Below are 20,497 nucleotides of genomic sequence, written 5' to 3' on the forward strand. Positions count from 1 at the left end.
CTCGCAGCCGATCGTACCGGAGTCGCCTAACCCTCACGAATCTCCACCACGAGGCCAATAGAGCGCAAAATCCTGGCCACACGCTCGCATTCCGGTAGATCGGCGTAGTGCACGGCGGCCTTCCCCAGGTGGTGTATCTCCCATGTCTCCATCGCGGCCTCTTCCAAACAGCAACCCGTAGCTTTCTGCAGAATTGCAATCACGGCGTCAAATGTGTTGTAATCGTTGTTGAAGACCACAACCACATGGTCCCAGTCGCGCTGATGATCGCTGGTGCTCTTGGGGTCCTTGATGATCTCCGGTACCGCGATTTCACCGGTGCTTGCTGCTGCCGCGTGCCATCGACTCTTCTGCGGCGGGGTCGTGTTCGGCATGGACCAATCGGACAAACAGATCCTCCAGCGTTGAAGCCGCCCGCCCCACGAAATGCACGCGCAAGCCGGCATGCACCGCCGCGGCGGCAGCGTCGGCTGCTTCATCCTCGGTGCCAAGGTTCGCGATTGCTCGGTCATCATCCTGTTTGAATACGCCGCCAGGCGCGCAAAATGCAGCAATTGCCGGTACAGCGCCTCGGACGCAGACCTGGTACGGCGCTGATTGTCGCAGCATCGTCTCCAATGAACCGGCGGCGACTACACGGCCGTGATCCAGTATCGCGACCTCGTCGCAAGTCTGCTCGACCTCCGAGAGAATGTGTGAATTGAGGAACACAGTAGTTCCACTCTCCTTCAGCGTCCGGATAACGCCACGGAGGTCGCGGCGGCCAATGGGGTCCAGCGCCGAAGCCGGTTCATCCAGAATGACGACGTCCGGCCGGTGCAAAACCGCTTGCGCCAGACCAACACGCTGCTGCATTCCCTTTGAGAACTCGCCAACGCGCGTGTCGGCGCGCCCAGCCAGGCCTACCAACTCGAGTGTTGGCGCGATACGCAGCCGGAGTTCGGCCTCGCTCATGCCCTGTAGGCTCCCGTGGAGGCGAAGCAGCTCCGTTGCGGTGAGAAACGGATGAAACTGAAACTTCTCCGGTAGAAAGCCCACGCGCCGCCGCGCCGCCCAATGGCCGACACTCTCGCCAAGCATGCGGGCTTCGCCGCATGTTGGATGCAGGCTGCCGAGCAGTGTGAGGATAGTGGTGGTTTTGCCTGCGCCGTTCGGGCCAAGGAATCCGAACACAACGCCGCGCTGCACCGATATGTTGAGGTCGCGAATTGCCCAGGTCCGACGGAAGCGCTTGCCAAGCTCTAAAGTCTCTATGGCCGGCGCACTCGCGCCCGAAGCGGTCACGCGTGGATATCCCGGTGCTGAAAAACGATCAGAGCGACGATGGCGGCTGCGATTGTCCAGGCTGCCACATACCAGATGCCTCCGGCTGGCGGGCCTATCTTAACCGGCGGATTGAAGAAGTTGGGATCGACGGCGCGCGGTGACAGGGTTCCGAGGCTGCGTTCCACCATCACCTCCACGTGATTCAGCGGGGTGAGATACCTGAGGATGGTTCCAGCCAACACGAGGGCACGCACGTGAAACTGCATTCCCATGATGCGGATTAGCAGGTGTGGCCATGCCGCGGCGCCGCAGACGAGCGCGAAGCTGGCAGCAAGGGCCGTTGTGCAGAACGTGGAGAACATTAGCGTGAGCGTGCTGAACATGACCGGGTAGAGCATGCTGACTGCGCCGGCGAGGAACAGTGTTGGAAAGGATTGATGCGTCTGCACAAGAAGCGAAACCCAGAGAAGCGTGGTCCAAAACAACAGGTTCAGGGCCATCACGCAGTTGATGCCGAGCCATTTGCCCGCTAACACATGCCAGCGCGGCATCGGTTTGGCAAGTATACAGACCAGGATGCCGCGCTCGATCTCACTCGATACCGCGCCGCATGAAAGGCCGATCACCTCGATAGCGCTGAAGAACTTCAGCATCGGCACACCCATGAACACCACCATGAGCACGGCTACGCTTTGCCACCGGCCGGTTGTCGGTATCGGAACGTCGTGCTTGCCGAAGAACAGCGGCATCAAGGATATCAAGAAAAAGAAGAATGCAATCACCACCGAGATCAGGTAGAGCCTGTTCCGCATGGTCTCACGGACCGTCAATCTGGTAATGATAACGATATTGCGCAACGACGGCTCCATCCCAAGCTGCCGAAGCGACCGAATGGCCAAAAACGGCAAGCCCCAGACCGCCATTCTGGAACTGTTGGTCGGCATTGTCAAGCGCTCGTGCTGCATGCGGCACGGTTTGAGACGAGCGATTCTCCGCGGTCGAATCCTTGTGGTACGTCAAACCACGGCCGATATGCCCTCTCAATGTGGGTTAGCCGGACGAGGCTGGGTATAATCCCCATCATTGGGCCCGGACGCCGCCCCTCTCAACATGGCCTTTGCGCACTTTCAGGAGTTTTTGCAGCAGCTGGAGCAGGCCGGTGAGCTTAAACGCGTCACCGAGCCGGTCGATCCGTACCTGGAGATCACCGAAATTGCCGATCGCGTGATGAAGTCGCCCGGCGGCGGTTCCGCTCTGCTGTTCGAGCATCCCAAGGGCAGCGACATTCCGGTAGCGATCAACTGCTTCGGCTCCCGCGCCCGCATGAGTCTGGCGCTGGGCGCGGCTGACCTGGATGATATTGCGGATGAGTTAGCCGCGCTGCTGAAGCCCGAGATGCCGGCGGGAGTCCTTAACAAGGCGCGAGCCGCCTGGCCTCGCCTCAAAACGTTGATGACGCTGCCGCCACGCCGCGCGAGCGGCCCCGGACGCTGCCAGGAGGTTGTCAATCTTGGCGCGGATGTCGACCTGACCAAGCTGCCGGTCCTGACCTGCTGGCCACAGGATGGTGGCCCGTACATCACCTTGCCGCTGGTCTTCACGCACGACCCACTGACCGGCAGCCGCAACGTGGGTATGTACCGGATCCAGGTGTTTGATGCCCGAACGGTGGCGATGCACTGGCAGATGCACAAGGTCGGCGCCGAACACGCGCGACGGCGCGCGGAACAAGGCGGCAAGATCCAGGTTGCCGTGGCGCTCGGTGGAGACCCGGCCTTGACCTACGCAGCAACCGCGCCCCTGCCGCCCGGAATCGACGAGATGCTGTTCGCCGGGTTTTTGCGCCATAAGCCCGTATCGCTGGTTCGGGCCAAGACGGTGGAGATCGATGTGCCGGCCGACGCGGAGATTGTAATCGAAGGGGAGATCGACCCGGCGGAGACCCGAATGGAGGGGCCGTTTGGCGATCATACGGGGTACTACTCACTGGCCGACCTCTATCCCGTGCTGCATGTATCTGCGATTACAATGTGCCGGGCTCCCGTGTATCCCGCAACGATTGTGGGGCGTCCGCCGATGGAAGATGCCTGGTTGGGCAAAGCCACGGAGCGCATCTTTCTGCCGCTGCTGCGACTCACACTGCCCGAAGTAGTGGATATGAATCTGCCGCCCGAAGGTATCTTCCACAATATCGTGCTCGTCTCAATCCGAAAGCGATATCCCGGGCACGCTTTCAAAGTGATGTACGCCCTGTGGGGGCTTGGCCAGGCGATGCTCTCAAAAATGATCTTCGTCTTCGATGCCGAGGTCGACGTTCAAAACGTGCAGGAGTGCCTGTGGCGGCTGGGCAACAACATCGATCCGGAGCGCGACACAGTGATTGTTCGCGGTCCCATCGATGTTCTCGATCACAGTTCGCGGGCGCTCGGCTTCGGAAGCAAAATAGGCTTTGATTGTACAAAGAAGCTTCCCGCCGAGGGCTTCGATCGCGAGTGGCCGGATGTTATCGAGATGTCGCCTGAGATTAAGACGCGCGTCGACAGGCTCTGGCCCAAACTGAAGCTGTAAGAGCCGGCAGGTAGCTTTGCCGGCTGCCACAAGCGGGAATTGAACGGAGACTGAATAGCTCTATATGCCCAAAGAAACGATAACTCCGCGAGCAGCCGACTACTCGCAATGGTACCTGGACATTGTGCGGGCGGCCGACCTGTCGGAAAACTCCGGTGTGCGCGGCTGTATGATTATCAAGCCGTACGGCTTCGCCATCTGGGAGCTTGTTCGCGATGCGCTGGATGCGCGGATTAAAGCCACGGGGCACGTGAACGCCTATTTTCCCCTTCTCATACCGATGAGCTATTTGACGAAGGAGGCGGAGCACGTGGCCGGCTTCGCTCCGGAGGCCTGGGAGGTCACGCGAGGAGGTGGCGAACCGCTTCCGGAGACCTATGTGATTCGACCCACTTCGGAAACGATCATCGGCGAGGCCTTTTCGCGCTGGATCAAGTCGTGGCGCGATCTGCCGATGCTGGTCAATCAGTGGGCCAACGTCATGCGCTGGGAGATGCGGACGCGGCCGTTTCTGCGCACTTCGGAGTTCCTCTGGCAGGAGGGCCATACGGCGCATGTAACCGAGGAGGAGGCAGAGCGGGAAACGCTGATGGTCCTCAATGACGTGTACGCCGAGACTGTTGAGAACGTGATGGCGCTTCCGGTATTGAAGGGCATGAAGACCGAGAAGGAGAAGTTTGCCGGCGCGGTTCGGACCTACACGATTGAGGCGATGATGCAGGATGGCAAGGCGCTGCAATCGGGCACCAGCCACAACCTGGGGCAGAACTTTGCGCGCTCGTTTGACATGAAATACCTCTCTTCAGCAAATACCGAGGAGTATTGCTGGACGACTTCATGGGGCGTATCAACGCGGCTGATCGGCGCCCTCATCATGGCCCACAGCGACGACGAGGGTTTGGTGCTTCCGCCGGCTGTGGCGCCTATCCAGGTTGTGATCGTCCCATTGTGGCGAAGTGACGCGGAGCGCGAACAGACGGTCGCGGCTGCGCGCCGACTTGGAGGTGATGCGGGGAATCGCTTCCGGTGGCATGTCGACGACCGCGAAAACCTGTCACCCGGCTTCAAATACAATGAGTGGGAGGTCAAGGGAGTACCGGTACGCGTGGAACTGGGTCCGCGCGACCTGGCATCCGGGAGCGTCATGGTCGCCCGACGTGACCTACCCGGTCGCGACGGCAAGCAGCCATTTCCGCTGGAGACGGCGACCGAGCGCATTGAGGCGCTGTTGACCGATATCCAGGCCAGCATCTACAAGCGCGCGCTCGATTTCCGAACCTCGCACACGTTTGAGGTCGAAACGCTTTCCGAATTCTCCGACGCAATCGAGAGCGGTTTTGCCGCCTGCTGGTTTGACGGCGATAGCGGGGCGGAGGATGAAATCCAAACGCGCTGGAAGGCGACGGTTCGCCTCTTGCCGCTGGAGCCGCCTCAAGGCCAAGGAGCTTGCTTCTATACCGGACGGAGAACCACACGGCGGGCCGTCTTCGCGAGGTCGTATTAGGTGGTTGAGTCTGCCGGTGTCACAGACAAGCGCCTGGTGGTTGCAATCACCGGCGCGAGTGGCGCCGCCTACGCGCGCCGGCTGCTTCAGGTCACAGCCGAACTCTACTCCGAAGTGTACGTTACCATGACCGCGCAGGCGGTTCAAGTAGCCCAGCAGGAACTGCTCGTTCAGCTGGACGCTGACACGCCGGATATGGAACTGCTCCTGGGCGCGCCCTGCCCCAATGTGATCCCGGTCGCCGGCAGAGACTACTTTTCACCGCCGGCAAGTGGCTCGTTCCGGCACGACGGCATGGTGGTGGTACCTTGCTCGATGGGCACACTGGGACGCATCGCCAACGGCATCAGCAACGACCTGATTACGCGCGCAGCCGACGTGTGCCTGAAGGAGCGGCGTAAACTCATCCTGGTACCGCGGGAATCGCCGGTCAATCTCGTCCAGCTTCGCAATATGACGGCGGTGACCGAAGCCGGCGCAGTGGTGCTTCCGGCTTCCCCGGGCTTTTACAATCGACCCACCTCGGTCGATGATCTGGTCGATCACGTGGTCGACCGGATTCTGATGCAGTTGGGCGTTTCCCGCCGGCTTTCTCCAGAATGGCAACATCCCAACAACTAGGCGTTGCGCCACTGCGCCGTATGCGGCAGCTGCTGGAGCTGGTAAAGTTTGAGCATACGGTCTTCGCACTTCCTTTTGCATTGATTGCCTTTGACCTTGCGTGGCGGCTGCCACATCCACAGCGCCCCATCACCGCGGCTTTGCTCTGGATTGTGACAGCGATGGCTGCAGCTAGAACCGGTGCAATGGCGTTCAACCGCCTGGCGGATTCACGGCTGGATGCCCGTAATCCCCGTACAGCCGGCCGTCACCTGCCAGCCGGAATACTGACGGCTCCGCAGGTCTGGCTGCTTTTCACGCTGGCGGTGGCCATGTTTGAAGGTGCCGCATGGCAGCTCAATTGGCTCTGTCTGGAACTATCGCCGATCGCCTGGATCCTGCTGCTCGGTTACTCCTACAGCAAGCGGTTCACCTGGTTGTGCCACTTCTGGTTAGGCGCCGCGATCGGGCTCGCGCCCTCGGCCGTATGGATCGCCGTGACCGGGTCTGTAGCGCTCACACCGTTGCTGCTGTCGGCCACAGTGATGCTCTGGATCGGTGGATTCGATATTCTCTACTCCCTTCAGGATTTAGAGCATGATCGGAACGCTCCAGTCTACTCGCTGCCGAAGCAATTTGGTCCGGCGCGAGCGCTGGCTGTATCGCGCACGATGCACGCGATGATGGTTCTGCTTTTGGTATGGCTGGGCTGGGCCGCGCACCTGCACCTGATTTACGCCGTAGGTGTCGTGGTGACGGCCGGATTGGTGTTCTACGAGCAACTGCTGGTGAAGGCAGACGACTTTAGCCGATTGAACCTGGCCTTCTTCACTCTCAACGGTTGGGTCAGCGTTTGCCTGCTGGTATTCGTTTGGCTGGATACCCTCGTAAAGCTGCCGAGGTGACACTGTGACTCTGCGAATCGGCTGTGTTCCGTATCTCAACGCCCGGCCACTGGTCGACTACTTCGATGGGCCCGAATCTCCACAAGGATGCGAGTTGATAACCGCGCCACCTTCGCAGCTGGCATTGATGCTGCGAGCGGGATTTCTGGACGTCGCGAACGTCTCCACATTTGAGGCGCTCCGCCTGCCTGGCCTTCGGATCGTACCGGGCATATCGGTCTCTGCCGATGGACCGGTGAAAAGCGTACGCCTTTTTCACCGTCGGCCCCTACCGGACCTGGAAACCGTTGCGCTCGACTCCAGTTCGCTGACCTCGGCAGCATTGATCCGCCTGTTGTTGAGCGATATGTACGGCTGCAATCCGGCGTACCGGAGTGCCGAGCCAGACTTGCCACGAATGCTGGCAGCACACGACGCAGCGTTACTGATTGGCGACCTCCAGCTATTTCACAACCTTTCCGGCGTCGGTGTATTCGACCTTGGCGCGGGATGGAAGCAGATGACCGGCCTTCCGTTTGTCTATGCGCTCTGGTTGGCGCGCGAGGAGGCAGCGACATCCGGATTGACAACGCTTCTCCAGGCATCACGTGACTGGGGCTGCACGCACCTGGATGCCATCGCCGACCGCTGGTCGTGCCGGCTCGGTTTGCCACCTGAGCAAGTGCACGACTATTTCGACCACGTCATGCACTACGGGCTTGGTCCGGAGCGCGCTGCCGCCATTCTGGAGTACCAGCAGCGCCTGCACCGTGCCGGCCTCATTGCCCGCTGCGACCCGCTGAAGTTCGCACCCGAGGCTGCATCGGTACCGGGAGTTGCTGCCACGGCTCGCTAACACCGCTGAGTGGGCTGCCGCGATGCATCCTCCTGCGCAGGAAGTCGGACGAGCGGCGGTGAAAGGAGTGGCCTACACCGTGGGGATTGGGCTTGCAGGAGTGGTTTTGCACGCATGATGATTTTGATGGCCGCCGAAGCAAGCGCGGCTGAGATATCGCAGGTTATTGAGCGCATTCAAGCCCACCAGCTGAACGCTCTGCGTCTGCCGGGCGACGTCCATGTGGCGATTGGTATCTCGAGTGCGATTCCGCCGGAGCTGCGCGAGCCCCTCACCGGCATCCTTCAGGCTCTGCCGGGCGTTGAGTCGGTTATTCAGATCAGTCGGCCGTACAAGCTGGCCTCGCGCGAGTTTCGGCAGGCCGATACCATAGCTGCGATTCGCGACGTGCGAATCGGGGGCAGCCGGTGTGTTGTGATTGCCGGTCCATGCTCGGTGGAGTCGCACGAGCAGATATTCGGCGCAGCCGAGGCAGTGAAGGCTGCCGGCGCTGTTATGCTGCGCGGCGGCGCCTACAAGCCGCGCACCTCTCCGTATGCGTTTCAGGGTCTGGGTAAGGAGGGGTTGGAGTTGCTTCAGGCCGCCGGCGAGAGGTACGGCCTGGCAACCGTAACCGAGGTGATGTCTCCCGAAGACGTCGGCCTCGTGGCGGACCATGCCGATATGCTGCAAATCGGCGCTCGCAACATGCAGAACTATGCGCTGCTGGTCGCCGTCGGTAAGCGTGGGCATCCCACGCTGCTGAAGCGTGGGCCCAGCGCATCGCTCGACGAGTTCCTCCTGGCCGCCGAGTATCTGCTCCACCACGGCTGCACCAATGTGGTCCTATGCGAGCGAGGAATCCACCCGCTGGACCGAACACATACCCGCAACACGCTCGATCTGAACGCCGTACCGGTTCTGAAGCAGCTGACCCATCTGCCGGTACTCGTGGACCCGTCGCACGGCACTGGCATCAGCCGTCTGGTGTCGCCGATGGCACGGGCTGCGATCGCCGCCGGCGCCGACGGTCTGATCGTGGAAGTCCACCCGAGCCCGCGCGAGGCGCTGTCCGACGGAGCGCAGTCGCTTGCTCCTGCGCAGTTCAAGGAGCTGATGACACAGGTTGCACGCGTGGCGCAAGCCATCGACCGCAGCCTTTAGTCCGGGCACACGCCGGGATGAGGAATCCGGGCTTTGGTTTATAATATGTTCGCTTGCCGCAAATGCGGACGGCTGCCGGCGGCATCGGCCCCGACGGAGGAGGAGACTGGCGTTGAGCAAATCGAGACTAATCGGCGTTGTTGCCGCGACGGCGACCGTGTTTGTCGCTGGCTGTCACTCCGGCGGCGGTTCGGGCAGTAGCAGCTCTGCCGGCGGTACTACCCTTCACATCGCCTGGGCACAGTGGAAGCCGTCGGACTACCTTCAGACTGTTGCGAACGAATACACCAAGCAGACCGGTGTGAAGGTGGTGGTCGACCAGATTCCGTGGTCTCAATACCAGGACAAGATCACCACGGCATGGTCGGCCCACAGTTCTGCATACGACCTGATCGTGGGTGACAGCCAGTGGCTGGGTCTTGGAGCGACGCAGGGCCATTACGTGGACCTGACCGATTGGGCAAAAACACATGTGGACATGGCCGGAATGTCTCCGGCTGCGTTAAGCAAGTACGGTGAGTACCCGCCGGGCAGCGGGAAGTATTACGGCATGCCGTGCGAGAGTGACGGCATTGGATTCGCCTACCGGAAGGACCTCTTCGAGAATCCAGCGGAGAAGGCGGCATTCCTGGCCAAATACCACTATCCTCTGGCGCCGCCTACAACCTGGGCGCAGTTCCGGGATATCGCCGAGTTCTTCACTCGGCCACAGCAGAAGTTGTACGGCTGCTCACTCTTTTACTCCAAGGAGTACGATGCGGTAACGATGGGTTTTGATCAGGTGCTTTGGTGCTATGGCGGCCACCTGAAAGATGCCAACGGGGTGGTGCAAGGAGTTATCAATTCGCCGACGGCCGTGAACGCACTCAAGTTCTATGCGCAGGATCTCAAGAAGTTCACTCCGCCCGGCTCATCCACCTACTACTTTAACGAAGATCTTGAGGCATTTGCCAGTGGCCAGACTGCTATGGTCGAAGACTGGTTTTCATTCATGCCGGGCTTTACCGATCCGAACGGCAAAAACAAGAACTACCTGAGCAAAACCGGCTACTTTATCTCCCCGGCAGGGCCGGGCGGCCACTACATTCAGCTTGGCGGCCAGGGCCTCTCAATCTCCTCGTACTCCAATCAAATCCCGGAGGCCGAGAAGTTCCTGGAGTGGTTCGAAAAACCGGAGCAGCAGCAGAAATGGGCGCAGCTGGGCGGCCTGACGGCAACGCTGAAGGTGCTGAACTCACCGGCTTTCGATACCTACGCGCCGTATAACAAGGTCTTCTCCGAAAGTCAGAAGTACTTCCGCGACTTCTACAACAATCCTGCGTACGCTGCTCTGTTGGATAGCTGCCAGAAGCACTGGAACGCAGTGGCATCCGGACTCGAAACGCCGCAGCAATCGCTGGATGCAGTGGCTCAGGAACACACGCAGATACTAAAGAGCGCGGGTCTGTTGAAATAGCCGCCCGGCGCATCCCTGTGCGGATCCGCGTGCGGGCGTTGGCGCCTGCCGCAGCGGTTTCAACAAAGGCCGCAACAGCTGGAGGCGTGCGCGCCCGCTGTGCTCGCCTGCCCGTTATACTGCCTGAACTGTCTGTACGATCCCCTCGGGCGATTCCATCAAGATGACCGACGGCGACACCGAAGCATCAACGACCGCGCGCCGCCGGCTGCCGGCTCTCTCAGACAGGTCTGTCGCCAACCTGTTCCTGCTGCCGACTATCCTTCTGCTGGTCGCAATGAATGTGTTTCCCCTTGTCTGGTCCCTGTACCTGGCATTTTGCCGTTACAGCACTATTTCCAACAATGGGCCGGTGTGGGTGGGCGGCGCAAACTTCTCCGCGCTCCTGACCGATCCGTCCGCGCATCAGAAGTTCACGGTAACCGCGACGTTCACGCTCTGCGCCGTCGGAATCGAGATGGCAGCGGGCTTCTGCCTGGCGCTGCTTCTACACCGGGCATTCCGCGCCAAGGCGCTGATTACCACACTGCTGCTCTTGCCGATGATGCTTTCGCCCGTGGTGGTGGGCCTGTTCTGGCGCCTGATGTTCGACTCCACGACGGGTCTCGTCAACTTTCTCCTCCAGGCTGCCCACCTTCAGAACCCGCTTCACCCGGTCAGCTGGCTTGGGCGGCCAGGCTACGCGATGGCGGCGCTGGTAATTACGGATGCGTGGATGTGGACCCCATTCGTAATGCTGATCTCATTGGCGGGCCTCAGCGCAGTGCCACCACACCTGTATGAGGCCGCCGAGGTCGACCGCGCATCCGTCTGGTTCAAGTTCCGGCACATCACGCTGCCTATGACGGCGCCGCTACTGATGGTTGCGCTCCTGTTCCGGACGATGGACTGCTTTAAGCTTTTCGACACCGTATTTGTCCTGACGTCCGGCGGACCCGGTTCCACCACGGAAACCGTCTCTTACAGCCTGTACAAACAGGCCTTCCAGTTTCACAACACCGGCGCCGCATGCGCGCTGGCGTATGTCATCCTGCTTGTAATCATCGGCCTTTCCAACATCTACATGAAGTGGCTGGCCCACATCCGCGGCGAAGGTACGGCAGATGACAGTTCACTGTGGTCCTCCACCGTTCAGCGCATCGCGCGTGGTACCAGGCTGCGCAAGCTTGCCGAACGCCCCGACGCATTTGCAATCGGACTGGCCGCAGCGCTGATGCTTGTTCTGGGTGGTGGCCGGTGGCTTGTGCAGAACGCTGCGGTCGCTGGTTGGTGCACCGGCGCCGTAGCATCGGTTGTCGCGCTGGTGTGGGTCGGTCAGTTGCTGCTGGCGCGCGCGCCAGCTTTGGTCCGCTCCGTGGTCCTCAACACACTGCTTCTTGGCGCCCTGGCGGCTTTTCTACTGCCGATCTACTGGATCACGGTCACCAGTTTGAAACCGCCGGTGCTGATCGACAGCCTGACGCCACGCTTCATCTTCCATCCGACACTGGTCAACTACGGTTCACTGCTGTTTCACCACCTCAACGACGACCCGTCGGCAAGAATCACAGGACTTTCGGCATTCCCAGTAAAGCTGTTCAACAGCCTGCTGATCGGTTTGGCTGCGACGGCGCTGGCCCTGCTTCTGGGCACTACCGCAGCCTATTCTCTGGCACGATTTCGGATCAAGGGAAAGTCAGACGCGCTGTTCTTCATCCTGAGCACGCGTATGCTGCCGCCCATCGTGGTCGTGATACCCATTTTTTTGATGTACCGATTTCTCGGACTGCTGGATACGCGCCTGGGGCTCGTTATTCTGTACACGATGACCAACGTATCGTTTGCGGCATACCTGATGAAGGGCTTTTTCGACGACATTCCGCACGAGTATGACGACGCTGCCCTTCTGGACGGCTGCTCGCGCCTTCAGGCATTCCGACGGGTCTCACTGCCTCAGGCAACGACGGGGATGGCGGCAACAGCGGTCTTCTGCTTTATCACGGCATGGAACGAGTTTGCGTTCGCGCAGCTTCTGGCGACCGGCGAGCCGCTCACCGCCCCACCCTATATCGTCTCGCGCACCGGCTCTGGCGGTATCGATTGGGGACCAATCGCGGCAGGCGCGCTGATCTTTCTGATACCGGCCGCCCTGTTTACCTTTCTCATGCGTCGCCACCTGCTGCGCGGCGTAACTTTTGGTGCAATAAAGCGGTAAATGGCAAGAGTTCAAGTAATCGACCTGGTGAAGCGGTTCGATGCCAATGTGGCTGTGAACCAGATATCGCTTGATATCGCAGATGGCGCTTTCATGGTGTTCCTTGGCCCATCGGGCTGTGGCAAAACCACCACGCTGCGCTGCATTGCCGGCCTGGAGCAGCCACAATCCGGCTCGATACGGATTGACGGCCACGATGTGACACGGCTGCCGCCTTCAGCGCGCGACATCGCCATGGTGTTTCAACAGTACGCCATCTACCCGCACATGACGGTAAGGCAGAACCTGGAGTTTCCCCTTCGCGCAGCCCACATGCCGCGTTCCACAGTGGACGAACGTGTGATCGAGACGGCAACGATGCTCCACATTGAGAAGCTGCTGGAGCGGCGCCCCGGCAAGCTCTCTGGAGGCGAGATGCAGCGCGTCGCGATTGGTAGGGCTATGGTCCGGCGGCCGCAGGTGTTCCTTATGGATGAGCCGCTCTCAAACCTGGACGCCAAACTGCGCGCCGAGATGCGGAGCGAGATCAAGCGGCTGCAAAACGACCAACGAGCGACCACCGTGTATGTGACGCACGATCAGCTTGAGGCCATGAGCATGGCCGATCAGATTGCTGTAATGTACGGCGGCATCCTGCAGCAGGTGGGTAGCCCCGCGGACGTGTACGACCGGCCGGCTAATCTGTTTGTGGCGGGATTCATCGGCTCACCCGCCATGAACTTCCTGCCATGCCGGCTCCGAACTGCCTCCCACGTGTTCGCCGTTGAGGGCGCTTCGGAAGTACCCATCCAGTCGCCGGCGGTTCCCCGCTTTGAGCGGGCAACGGACTCCGGATCCTACGTACTTGGCATCCGCCCTGAGGATATTGCCCTCAGCGTGGAGCCAAAGCCCGAGTTTACGGAGGCGGAGGTCTACGTGGTTGAGCCTCTTGGTTCCGAGAATATTGTGAACGTGGTGATAGGCGGAAAGATCGTCAAGGTGCGGACTGCGCCAACCTTCACCGCTCGACCAAAAGAGCGACTGTACGTGCGGTTTGAGCACACGCGATGCCATCTTTTTGATATGGAGACCACAGAGGCGGTGAGCCGCTGATGCTGCAGGGCCGGTTTGGTCAAGCGATGGAGGCGATATCGCTGACGCTCATCCTGGGAGGTATTGTGGCGCTGTGCCAGGCGCACTCACAGGTGCTGTACCACCATGGACTCGGGATACTGGTTGTTGGGTGGCTGGGTTTCAGCGTCTTCTCACACCGCAAGCCGGTATTGGCCAATGGCGCCGGTGGGAACCCCCAAACGACGATTGACGGGCGGCCGCCGGCCAGCGTGACGCTCGAAATGGAACCGCCTGTCGTAGGCGAGCGTCCGGACCATTCGACGGCTTGAGCCGACCCGAACCGGCGCATCGGTCCCGCGGATTTGGCGAGAAACAGCGCTCCAGCGCACGCACACTCGGTCCCGCGGGCCCATAAGGCCGTGCCTGAGTGGGCTTAACCGGGTCTCACGTCCCTAAACGCGTGGCATACTGCGTGCAAAACTACTGTGTGGGCGAGAACAGTGTGCCCAGCAGTCAGTCTTCACCGGAGTTCCCGGGTGCCGCAGGAAGTGTAGAACCATGATGAGCGACTTTGTACGCGTGACTCTCGATTTGGCCGCTGTGGCGATGGCGTTGCCGGCTGTTGGCCTTGCGACCCAGGTGTGGAAGCTGCGCAGCCAGCAGGTCCGCGTCTGTCGTGAGCGACAGGGCGAAGGGTACGCTGAGTTCGCGGCAGCCTTTACCGGCGCCAACCCGAACCTTCTGCATGCCGTATATCAAACGCTGCAGCAGATGGCGCTTGCGCCGGGCATGCCGGTGCGGGCCGGCGACTCACTGGAGCGAATGTATGGCATCGGCCAATTTGCAGGCACGAGGGCGTCCGAAGTGTGCGAATGGATCGGCGGACTTGCCGGTGTGTCCCGGGTTGCCGCGCCGGGAGCCATTGAACCTGCGACGGTGGCAGACCTTGTGGACGCGCTGGCCGCTCCGAATCCGGTCCAGGCGAGTCGGCGACGCGTTATTCAGCCGGCAGCCAGAACTCGGGTTGCGCTGGTCGCCAATCGCTGAACCTGTCTGAATCAAATTACGCGCTGCTTTAAAGGCTCCTCCGGTCACATTCCGGATGGAGCCTTTATTGCTGCGCCGCCCGCGGAAGGTAGCCGCCGCGCTTTTACCCGTAAGCCCCGCTTGGCAAAAAGCCCAACAGCCGCTTCAGGCGATCGTCTGCGCCCTGGAAGCAGTGCTCGGGCATCATGTAGTTCATAAACGGCGCATACTTGTGACCAACCAGCCGGCGTGCATACGAAACCTGCGTCATGTAGCGAGGAACGGTGCTGAGATTTGGCGCACCACGATGCCACACCTGATTGTTGAACATGACCACGCTGCCGGCGCCGCCAAGGCAGGATTCAATTCGGGGCTCGTACTCAGTCCCGCTCATATCGCCGCTCGGCGAAGCGCCGAACAGATGCGAACCCGGTATCACCTGCGTAGGACCGTTCTCCACGGTAAATACGTCGGTCAGGTAGTAGTTGGCTGTAAACAGCAAGACAGGCAGGCGTACATTCGTCGGCGGCTTGCCGTCGGTAACCAGAAAGTGCGGCGGGTCATCCTGGTGCCAGGTTGTTATGCCCTTTCCAACCGGCGTGCGAAACGAGTTGTTGTGTACTACGTGCGTGGTTGTCGCGATGAGGGCCTCAGCGAATGACACGATCGGCTCCATGGCAAACAGCCGTACATTGGCCGCACTGATTTCAAACATACGGCAGTGAATGTCGATAACGCCACTGCCGTTATCCTCGCGCTCCGCGAGGGCGGCGTCCAGATCCTCCTTCAACACGCGAACGGTTTCCGGTAGCAGAACGTTCTGCAAAAAGAGATAGCCGTCCCGGTGAAACTGCTCAACCCAGGCCGCGATCTGTTCGGCGTCGGCAACACGTCCTTCCAGGCAGCCATCCGATTCAGCGGCGATTGCCATTACCGTCCTCCCGCCGGCGCGCTTGCCCGGTTATGGCGCTCATTTCGCGGATTCACCCAGAGGATCCCGTTACGGAACACATGGCGTATCTCCGGCTGATAATAGATTGGATAGTCTTCGTGACCGGGTTGAAAGTAGAATACACGCCCGGCGCCGATCTGCCAAGTCATGCCCTGCCTCGACTCCTGCGTGGATCCGGCCGGAAGCGTATAGATGCCGTCGAAGACCAGAGTTTGAGGCGGCGGAACGTCGAACGGCTCGGTGTACCTCTCCGTGTGCGGCACCACAAAGTCCCTGACGTCACGAGCGATCGGATGCTTCGGCGCCATCACCACAACGTTCAGTCGCGATCCATCCTCTACATAACCACCAGCCCAGCCGCACGCAGTACCCATCAGCGCTTTGAACGGCTTGGACCAATGAGCTGAATGCGTGCCGATAAAGCCCATGGAGCCGGACCGGACACGGGCAGCAATGCGTGCCGCCAGATCGTCTTTCACCTGATCGTGCCGCAAGTGGCCCCACCAGATCAGCACCGAAGTGCGGTTCAGAAGTTCGTCGGGCAGGCCCTGTGCGGGTTCGTCGATATTGGCCGTGACAACATCCCAGCCGTCCATGCCGCGAATCCCATCCGCGATGGCGGCGTTGATATCGTGCGGGTAGATTCTGCGCGGCGCCGTCCTCTCGCTCCAAACCACGACGGTGCGAGGCGAAGAGGCCTCGGCGGCGCCCATGAGGAGCGAGGCTCCAAGTGATCCACCGGCGGCCAGAAGTGACCTGCGGGTTAGTCGAGGCATCGAACCTCCGATTGAAAGCTATATTTGGTACGCATCGGCTGGGATTGCGATGCGTGTGCCTTTTTGCATCGCCTCATTGGCTGTAAGGATGGCGACCGCCGTATTGAACCCTACCTGCGGGCCGCAGACCACAGGCTTGCCTTCACGGATACTGGCTGCCCAGTTGTACAGCTCCAAATCGTAGGCGTCCTTGCCTGTCGGCGAAACCGGCAGCTGCTCTTTGCCGATGTGAACCCCGGTGTCCAGCTTTTTGGTCGCGCTGGCATCCAGCACCACCCCGAGGTGGCCATGAGAGTCCTTTTCGGTCTGCGCGTATTTCGCCCAGTCCAGCGTCTCGGCCCGGGGTTCACGGTAGAGAAGTCCCATCGCGTGGTTGCCCGGGCCCAAAGTTGTGATCAGCGTGCCCTGGTCGCCCATGAACTCTTCCGAGAAGCCGTCGAACTGGTTGGTACAGATCGATTGATAGGTCAGTTTCACGCCACCGGGATACTCGAAGATGCACTGCACGTTGTCCCAGATATCGCGCCCATCCTTCCAGTAGTCAAGCCCAGCCATACCCACAACGGCAGTCGGTACGGCATTGAGGAACCAGTTGACTACCTGCACCTGGTGGCTCGCCAGCTCGGCCATCAGCCCTTGCGATGTACGGCGATACAGACGCCAGTTCACAAGGTGCTCCTCGTCGTGCCAGAATCCTGTGTCTCCCAGGATCCGCCCCTTCGGCAACGTGCGGCGCCAGGAACCGTTGCGATTCCACTGCGCGCGCACATGGGTCACTCGCCCGCAAATCTTTTTGTTCGCCAACAGATCCCAGGCGTGGTTATAGCCAACCGACGAGGCGCGTTGGTGACCGATTTGCAGCACCTTGCCGGAGCGCTTTGCAGCCGCCGCCATCCGTCGAGCCTCCGGCAGCGAGTAGGCCATGAGCTTTTCGCAAAACACGTGCTTTCCGGCCTCCAATGCCGCAATGGCGATTTCGGCGTGAAGCGGCAGCGGCACGGTTACCAGCACGGCATCCACGTCGGATCGATCCAGCACGCGCTGGTAGTCGGACACGGCATCGCGATCGCCGAGATGTGTGATCTGTTTGGCGCGGTTCAGGTTCGGCTCGAAGATATCGCAAACAGCCACGCACTGTATGCCAGGGATCGCTATGGCTTTTCGCAGGTCGAACTGGCCCTGTGAACCGGGTCCGATACTGGCGATGCGTAGCGGCGCTACGCTTCCGCCCGACTTGCTTTCAGCCAGCGTGTGGTTTGCGGCGAGAAATGCAAAGGCTCCGGCCGTGACGGCCGCGGATTCCTGGATGAATTCACGTCGACTGACGGCATGGACTCGGTAACGGGTGTTCATCGTGTAAAGACTGGGACGTAGGCCGATGCCGCTGGTTGCGCCACAGATTTCGACCACGTGCCGCGCTATACCTTCTGCTCAGGTCGGCCGCCAATTGCCGTACCAGCGGGCCCTGGTTCCGGGTCGCTGCTGCAAAGCGAGCCGTGAATCGGGAAGGCTCGCGGCAAGGCGTGCGGCAAAAGCGTCACCGCGCACGGCTGCGGCCGTGCTCATCGCCTCGGCGGTAAGCGCACTGTTGCAGATCGCAATGGCCGTCACCCCGTACCGGGCTGGACGCCCGTTTGCGGGATCGATGATGTGGCTTCGCCGCCGGCCATTCACGCTCAGCCACTGCTCTGCCGATCCCGAGACGCTCATCGCTTCATCACAGAGTGCAATACTATCGGCCGGGGCGATGTTCGGTGGCAGCCCCACCCGCCAACCTGCTTCGCCGGCTGGGAGCCCGAATGCCGCGATCGAACTGGATCCCAGGCTGACAATCGCGGCCGGCACGCCGCCGGCTTTCAGATACCGGCACGCCCAGTCGGCTGCGTAACCCTTTGCCGCCGCCGAGAGATTGAGCTCAACACCGGGTGAATGAAAGCGTACTGCTCCTCCCACCACATCCAACTCCACGTGGCGCCAGCCGGATAGCGCCGCCGCTCTATCGAGGTCCGCGTGAGTCGGCTGTCGCACCACGTGGTGGGCCGTCGCGCCATCGTGGAGCATGTTCCACATGCGCAGGAGCCGACCACAGGTGCAGTCAAACGCTCCCTCGGTCCATTCGCTCAAGCGCTTTAGTTCCACCAGCAGCGCCGCCATCCACGCCGGTATCGTACACCAGCCGCCAGCCGCCTCTTCGTTGATGCGTGCGACTTCGCTCTCCGAATTGTACGGGTTGAGGTGACAATCCAGCCAGTCAAGGCGTAGAAGAGACTCCTCCGCGATCTCCACACCAGCCGTGTCCGGCAGCACCACCTGCGCCTCAGAGCCCATCACACGCGAAGTGCAGCGCCTGAAGCTGGTACCAACTATCGGCCGATCGGCCATCACGTCATCCGTTCGGGCATTCGACACGTGTGTCGGTTTCAAGGTCAAGAGGGGCAAGGTCGATACGCACGGTGCTGTAGACCAGCGAGACAGGATGCGCACCCGCCGGCGCGTGCCGGCTGCGTGAGACGAGCTGAAAGCAGAAGCGCTCGCGTAGAGTTACGATAAGCCCGGTGAAATCCCTGCGCCTGTTAGCAGGTGCGCTTGTTCCGACACGTGGCATCCGGCCCTTGCCGGCGGCCTGAGGTATACTTTGCGAGAGGAAATGTGGCATTGCCGCCCATGAGCGGGGCGGCGCGTTGGCCCGATCCAGGAGGATTGTTGATGACGATTGCAGAGCGTGCTACGGCTCCAACGGCAACGGAATATGTCCATCTTAACGGCCGGCTCACACCGTTCGCGGAGGCCTCCGTTTCGATTTACGACCATGGGTTTTTGTACGGAGATGGCGCGTTCGAAGGTATCCGCGTTTACGAAGGCAATATCTTCCGGCTGGATGATCACGTTGCCCGGCTCTTCCGCAGCGCCAAGGCGCTTGGCATCGATCTCAAGACAACGCGGCAAGCCATCACGGATGCTATCGTGGCCACGGTTGCCACAAACCGGCTAGCTTCAGGTTACATCCGCGTCACGGTATCGCGCGGCATCGGTTTGGGCCTCGATCCTTCGCACATCGATCTTACGCCCACGATCGCGATCTCCACCAACGCGCGAATGCGGCTCTATGCGCCTGAGATGTATGTGAATGGCCTTGACGTGATAACGGCGTCAACACGCGTTCCACCCTCCGTCTGCGTGGACCCGCAGATCAAATCCCTTGGCCGTTACGTCAACAATATCATGGCGAAGCAAGAGGCAGCGCGGGTTGGCGCAGGTGAGGCTCTGATGCTGAACATGCAAGGCAATGTGGCTGAGGCCACGGGCGATAACATTTTCGTGCTGTCCGGCGGCGTGGTGCGCACTCCGCCGACGCACCAGGGCGCGCTGCCTGGAATTACGAGGGCTGCGGTAATGGATATTGCCGGCGAGTTCGGCATCGAAGTACGCGAGCAGGAGCTCACTCTGTATGATGTGGTGAACGCAGACGAGGTCTTCCTTACCGGCACAGCGGCCGAGATCGTCCCGGTTGCCATGTGCGACAACAGGAGAATCGGCTCAGGGGTAGCGGGCGATGTAACAAAGCGGCTAATGGAACGTTTTCAGACTCTGGCAAGAGCGCAAGGCACAACGGTGCCGACCGCCTGAGGGAGCGATTGGGAACTTTTTCCCGTGTTCATGCCCTTGTATAGAGAGTTGCGCGGAGTCCGGGCGTGGCCTGCCGGCTGCCGTGCTGACGATCGGAACGCAGCGGCGGGCATCGGCAGGAGCTGGCACACGACGTGGCATCGGTTTACAGAACGCGCGCGCCGCGCGGTGTTTTTCGCTCAGGACGAAGCCGGCCATCTCGGAGTGAACAACGTATGCACGGAGCACGTGCTGCTGGGTCTGGTTCGTGAAGATGGCAGTGTCGCGATGAGGATACTCGAAGGAATGGGCGTTTCGCCGGGCCGCGTTCGTAGCGAAATTGAGCACCTGGTAACACGTGGTGAAGGCCGCCTGGAGCACGCGATGCAGTTGACGCCTCGTGCAAAGCGTGTGATAGACCTGGCTCTCGATGAGGCACGCCGGTGCAATAACGATTACATCGGCACGGAGCATTTGTTGCTCGGCCTGATTCGTGAAGGGGACGGTCTTGCCAGCCAGGTGCTCGCGAGGCTTGGCGTGGAGTTGGAGCGTACACGCTCCTGCGTGCTTGCAATTCAAGGTACAGCCGCGGCAACGGAAGGAACTAGCTAAC

20 protein-coding genes and 1 pseudogene are annotated in these 20,497 nt (G+C 60.7%); 14 read left to right on the top strand and 7 right to left on the bottom strand.

Annotated elements, in window-relative coordinates; genetic code table 11:
* Positions 1 to 26 precede the first annotated feature (26 nt).
* The 3 genes from KGJ62_11740 to KGJ62_11750 are packed head-to-tail and all read right to left on the bottom strand — an operon-like array spanning position 27 to position 2,210.
* On the bottom strand, positions 27 to 374 hold the full coding sequence (locus KGJ62_11740) for an ATP-dependent Clp protease adaptor ClpS (GenBank protein MDE2127251.1): 348 nt from the start codon (positions 372 to 374) through the stop codon (positions 27 to 29).
* Entirely contained in the window at positions 313 to 1,284 is a 972-nt protein-coding gene (locus KGJ62_11745; protein MDE2127252.1) for an ABC transporter ATP-binding protein, read from the bottom strand. The genes KGJ62_11740 and KGJ62_11745 overlap by 62 nt, the downstream gene beginning before the upstream one ends.
* Positions 1,281 to 2,210, bottom strand: coding sequence for an ABC transporter permease (locus KGJ62_11750; protein MDE2127253.1), 930 nt, complete (start codon positions 2,208 to 2,210; stop codon positions 1,281 to 1,283). Before KGJ62_11750 ends, KGJ62_11745 begins: the two co-directional genes overlap by 4 nt.
* A 166-nt stretch (positions 2,211 to 2,376) precedes the next feature.
* On the opposite strand from KGJ62_11750, the gene KGJ62_11755 reads away from it, so the two are divergent.
* From KGJ62_11755 to KGJ62_11810, 12 genes and pseudogenes are all read left to right on the top strand, one after another.
* Entirely contained in the window at positions 2,377 to 3,834 is a 1,458-nt protein-coding gene (locus KGJ62_11755; GenBank protein MDE2127254.1) for a menaquinone biosynthesis decarboxylase, read from the top strand.
* A gap of 64 nt (positions 3,835 to 3,898) precedes the next feature.
* A complete protein-coding gene (gene proS / locus KGJ62_11760) occupies positions 3,899 to 5,338 on the top strand; it encodes a proline--tRNA ligase (protein MDE2127255.1) in 1,440 nt (479 codons plus the stop codon).
* Positions 5,339 to 5,959 (top strand): UbiX family flavin prenyltransferase, encoded by a 621-nt coding sequence (locus KGJ62_11765; protein ID MDE2127256.1) that lies wholly within the window; start codon positions 5,339 to 5,341, stop codon positions 5,957 to 5,959.
* Between the two features lie 20 nt (positions 5,960 to 5,979).
* A complete protein-coding gene (gene ubiA / locus KGJ62_11770) occupies positions 5,980 to 6,843 on the top strand; it encodes a putative 4-hydroxybenzoate polyprenyltransferase (protein ID MDE2127257.1) in 864 nt (287 codons plus the stop codon).
* Positions 6,844 to 6,847: 4 nt separating this feature from the next.
* Positions 6,848 to 7,678 carry a menaquinone biosynthesis protein gene (locus KGJ62_11775; protein MDE2127258.1) on the top strand — a complete coding sequence of 277 codons (831 nt, stop codon included), beginning with the start codon at positions 6,848 to 6,850 and terminating at the stop codon, positions 7,676 to 7,678.
* A gap of 114 nt (positions 7,679 to 7,792) precedes the next feature.
* Entirely contained in the window at positions 7,793 to 8,821 is a 1,029-nt protein-coding gene (gene aroF, locus KGJ62_11780) for a 3-deoxy-7-phosphoheptulonate synthase (GenBank protein MDE2127259.1), read from the top strand.
* Between the two features lie 112 nt (positions 8,822 to 8,933).
* Complete coding sequence (locus tag KGJ62_11785; GenBank protein MDE2127260.1) at positions 8,934 to 10,277, top strand: extracellular solute-binding protein; 1,344 nt, start codon at positions 8,934 to 8,936, stop codon at positions 10,275 to 10,277.
* Positions 10,278 to 10,440: 163 nt separating this feature from the next.
* A pseudogene (locus tag KGJ62_11790) lies at positions 10,441 to 11,352 on the top strand (sugar ABC transporter permease).
* 138 nt (positions 11,353 to 11,490) lie between these two features.
* The gene (locus KGJ62_11795; protein ID MDE2127261.1) at positions 11,491 to 12,471 is read left to right on the top strand and encodes a carbohydrate ABC transporter permease; all 981 of its coding nucleotides are present in this window, start codon (positions 11,491 to 11,493) and stop codon (positions 12,469 to 12,471) included.
* On the top strand, positions 12,472 to 13,563 hold the full coding sequence (locus KGJ62_11800) for an ABC transporter ATP-binding protein (protein MDE2127262.1): 1,092 nt from the start codon (positions 12,472 to 12,474) through the stop codon (positions 13,561 to 13,563).
* The gene (locus tag KGJ62_11805) at positions 13,563 to 13,853 is read left to right on the top strand and encodes a hypothetical protein (GenBank protein ID MDE2127263.1); all 291 of its coding nucleotides are present in this window, start codon (positions 13,563 to 13,565) and stop codon (positions 13,851 to 13,853) included. Before KGJ62_11800 ends, KGJ62_11805 begins: the two co-directional genes overlap by 1 nt.
* A 229-nt stretch (positions 13,854 to 14,082) precedes the next feature.
* Positions 14,083 to 14,571, top strand: a complete 489-nt coding sequence (locus KGJ62_11810; protein MDE2127264.1) for a hypothetical protein — start codon at positions 14,083 to 14,085, stop codon at positions 14,569 to 14,571.
* Between the two features lie 103 nt (positions 14,572 to 14,674).
* Here the strand turns inward: KGJ62_11810 and KGJ62_11815 are convergent, their stop codons facing one another.
* From KGJ62_11815 to KGJ62_11830, 4 genes are read right to left on the bottom strand one after another with little or no spacing between them, the layout of a single operon-like run.
* Positions 14,675 to 15,481: a phytanoyl-CoA dioxygenase family protein gene (locus KGJ62_11815; GenBank protein ID MDE2127265.1), complete on the bottom strand. Its 807-nt coding sequence runs from the start codon at positions 15,479 to 15,481 to the stop codon at positions 14,675 to 14,677.
* On the bottom strand, positions 15,481 to 16,278 hold the full coding sequence (locus KGJ62_11820; protein MDE2127266.1) for a ThuA domain-containing protein: 798 nt from the start codon (positions 16,276 to 16,278) through the stop codon (positions 15,481 to 15,483). Before KGJ62_11820 ends, KGJ62_11815 begins: the two co-directional genes overlap by 1 nt.
* Before the next feature lie 18 nt (positions 16,279 to 16,296).
* Positions 16,297 to 17,688 (bottom strand): Gfo/Idh/MocA family oxidoreductase, encoded by a 1,392-nt coding sequence (locus tag KGJ62_11825; GenBank protein MDE2127267.1) that lies wholly within the window; start codon positions 17,686 to 17,688, stop codon positions 16,297 to 16,299.
* 21 nt (positions 17,689 to 17,709) lie between these two features.
* A complete protein-coding gene (locus KGJ62_11830; protein MDE2127268.1) occupies positions 17,710 to 18,660 on the bottom strand; it encodes an FAD:protein FMN transferase in 951 nt (316 codons plus the stop codon).
* A 324-nt stretch (positions 18,661 to 18,984) separates the two neighbouring features.
* On the opposite strand from KGJ62_11830, the gene ilvE reads away from it, so the two are divergent.
* Positions 18,985 to 19,905, top strand: coding sequence for a branched-chain-amino-acid transaminase (gene ilvE / locus KGJ62_11835; GenBank protein MDE2127269.1), 921 nt, complete (start codon positions 18,985 to 18,987; stop codon positions 19,903 to 19,905).
* Between the two features lie 30 nt (positions 19,906 to 19,935).
* A complete protein-coding gene (locus tag KGJ62_11840) occupies positions 19,936 to 20,496 on the top strand; it encodes a hypothetical protein (protein MDE2127270.1) in 561 nt (186 codons plus the stop codon).
* Position 20,497: the final 1 nt, after the last annotated feature.

Source organism: Armatimonadota bacterium, assembly GCA_028871815.1.
Lineage (GTDB): Bacteria > Armatimonadota > Chthonomonadetes > Chthonomonadales > Chthonomonadaceae > REEB205.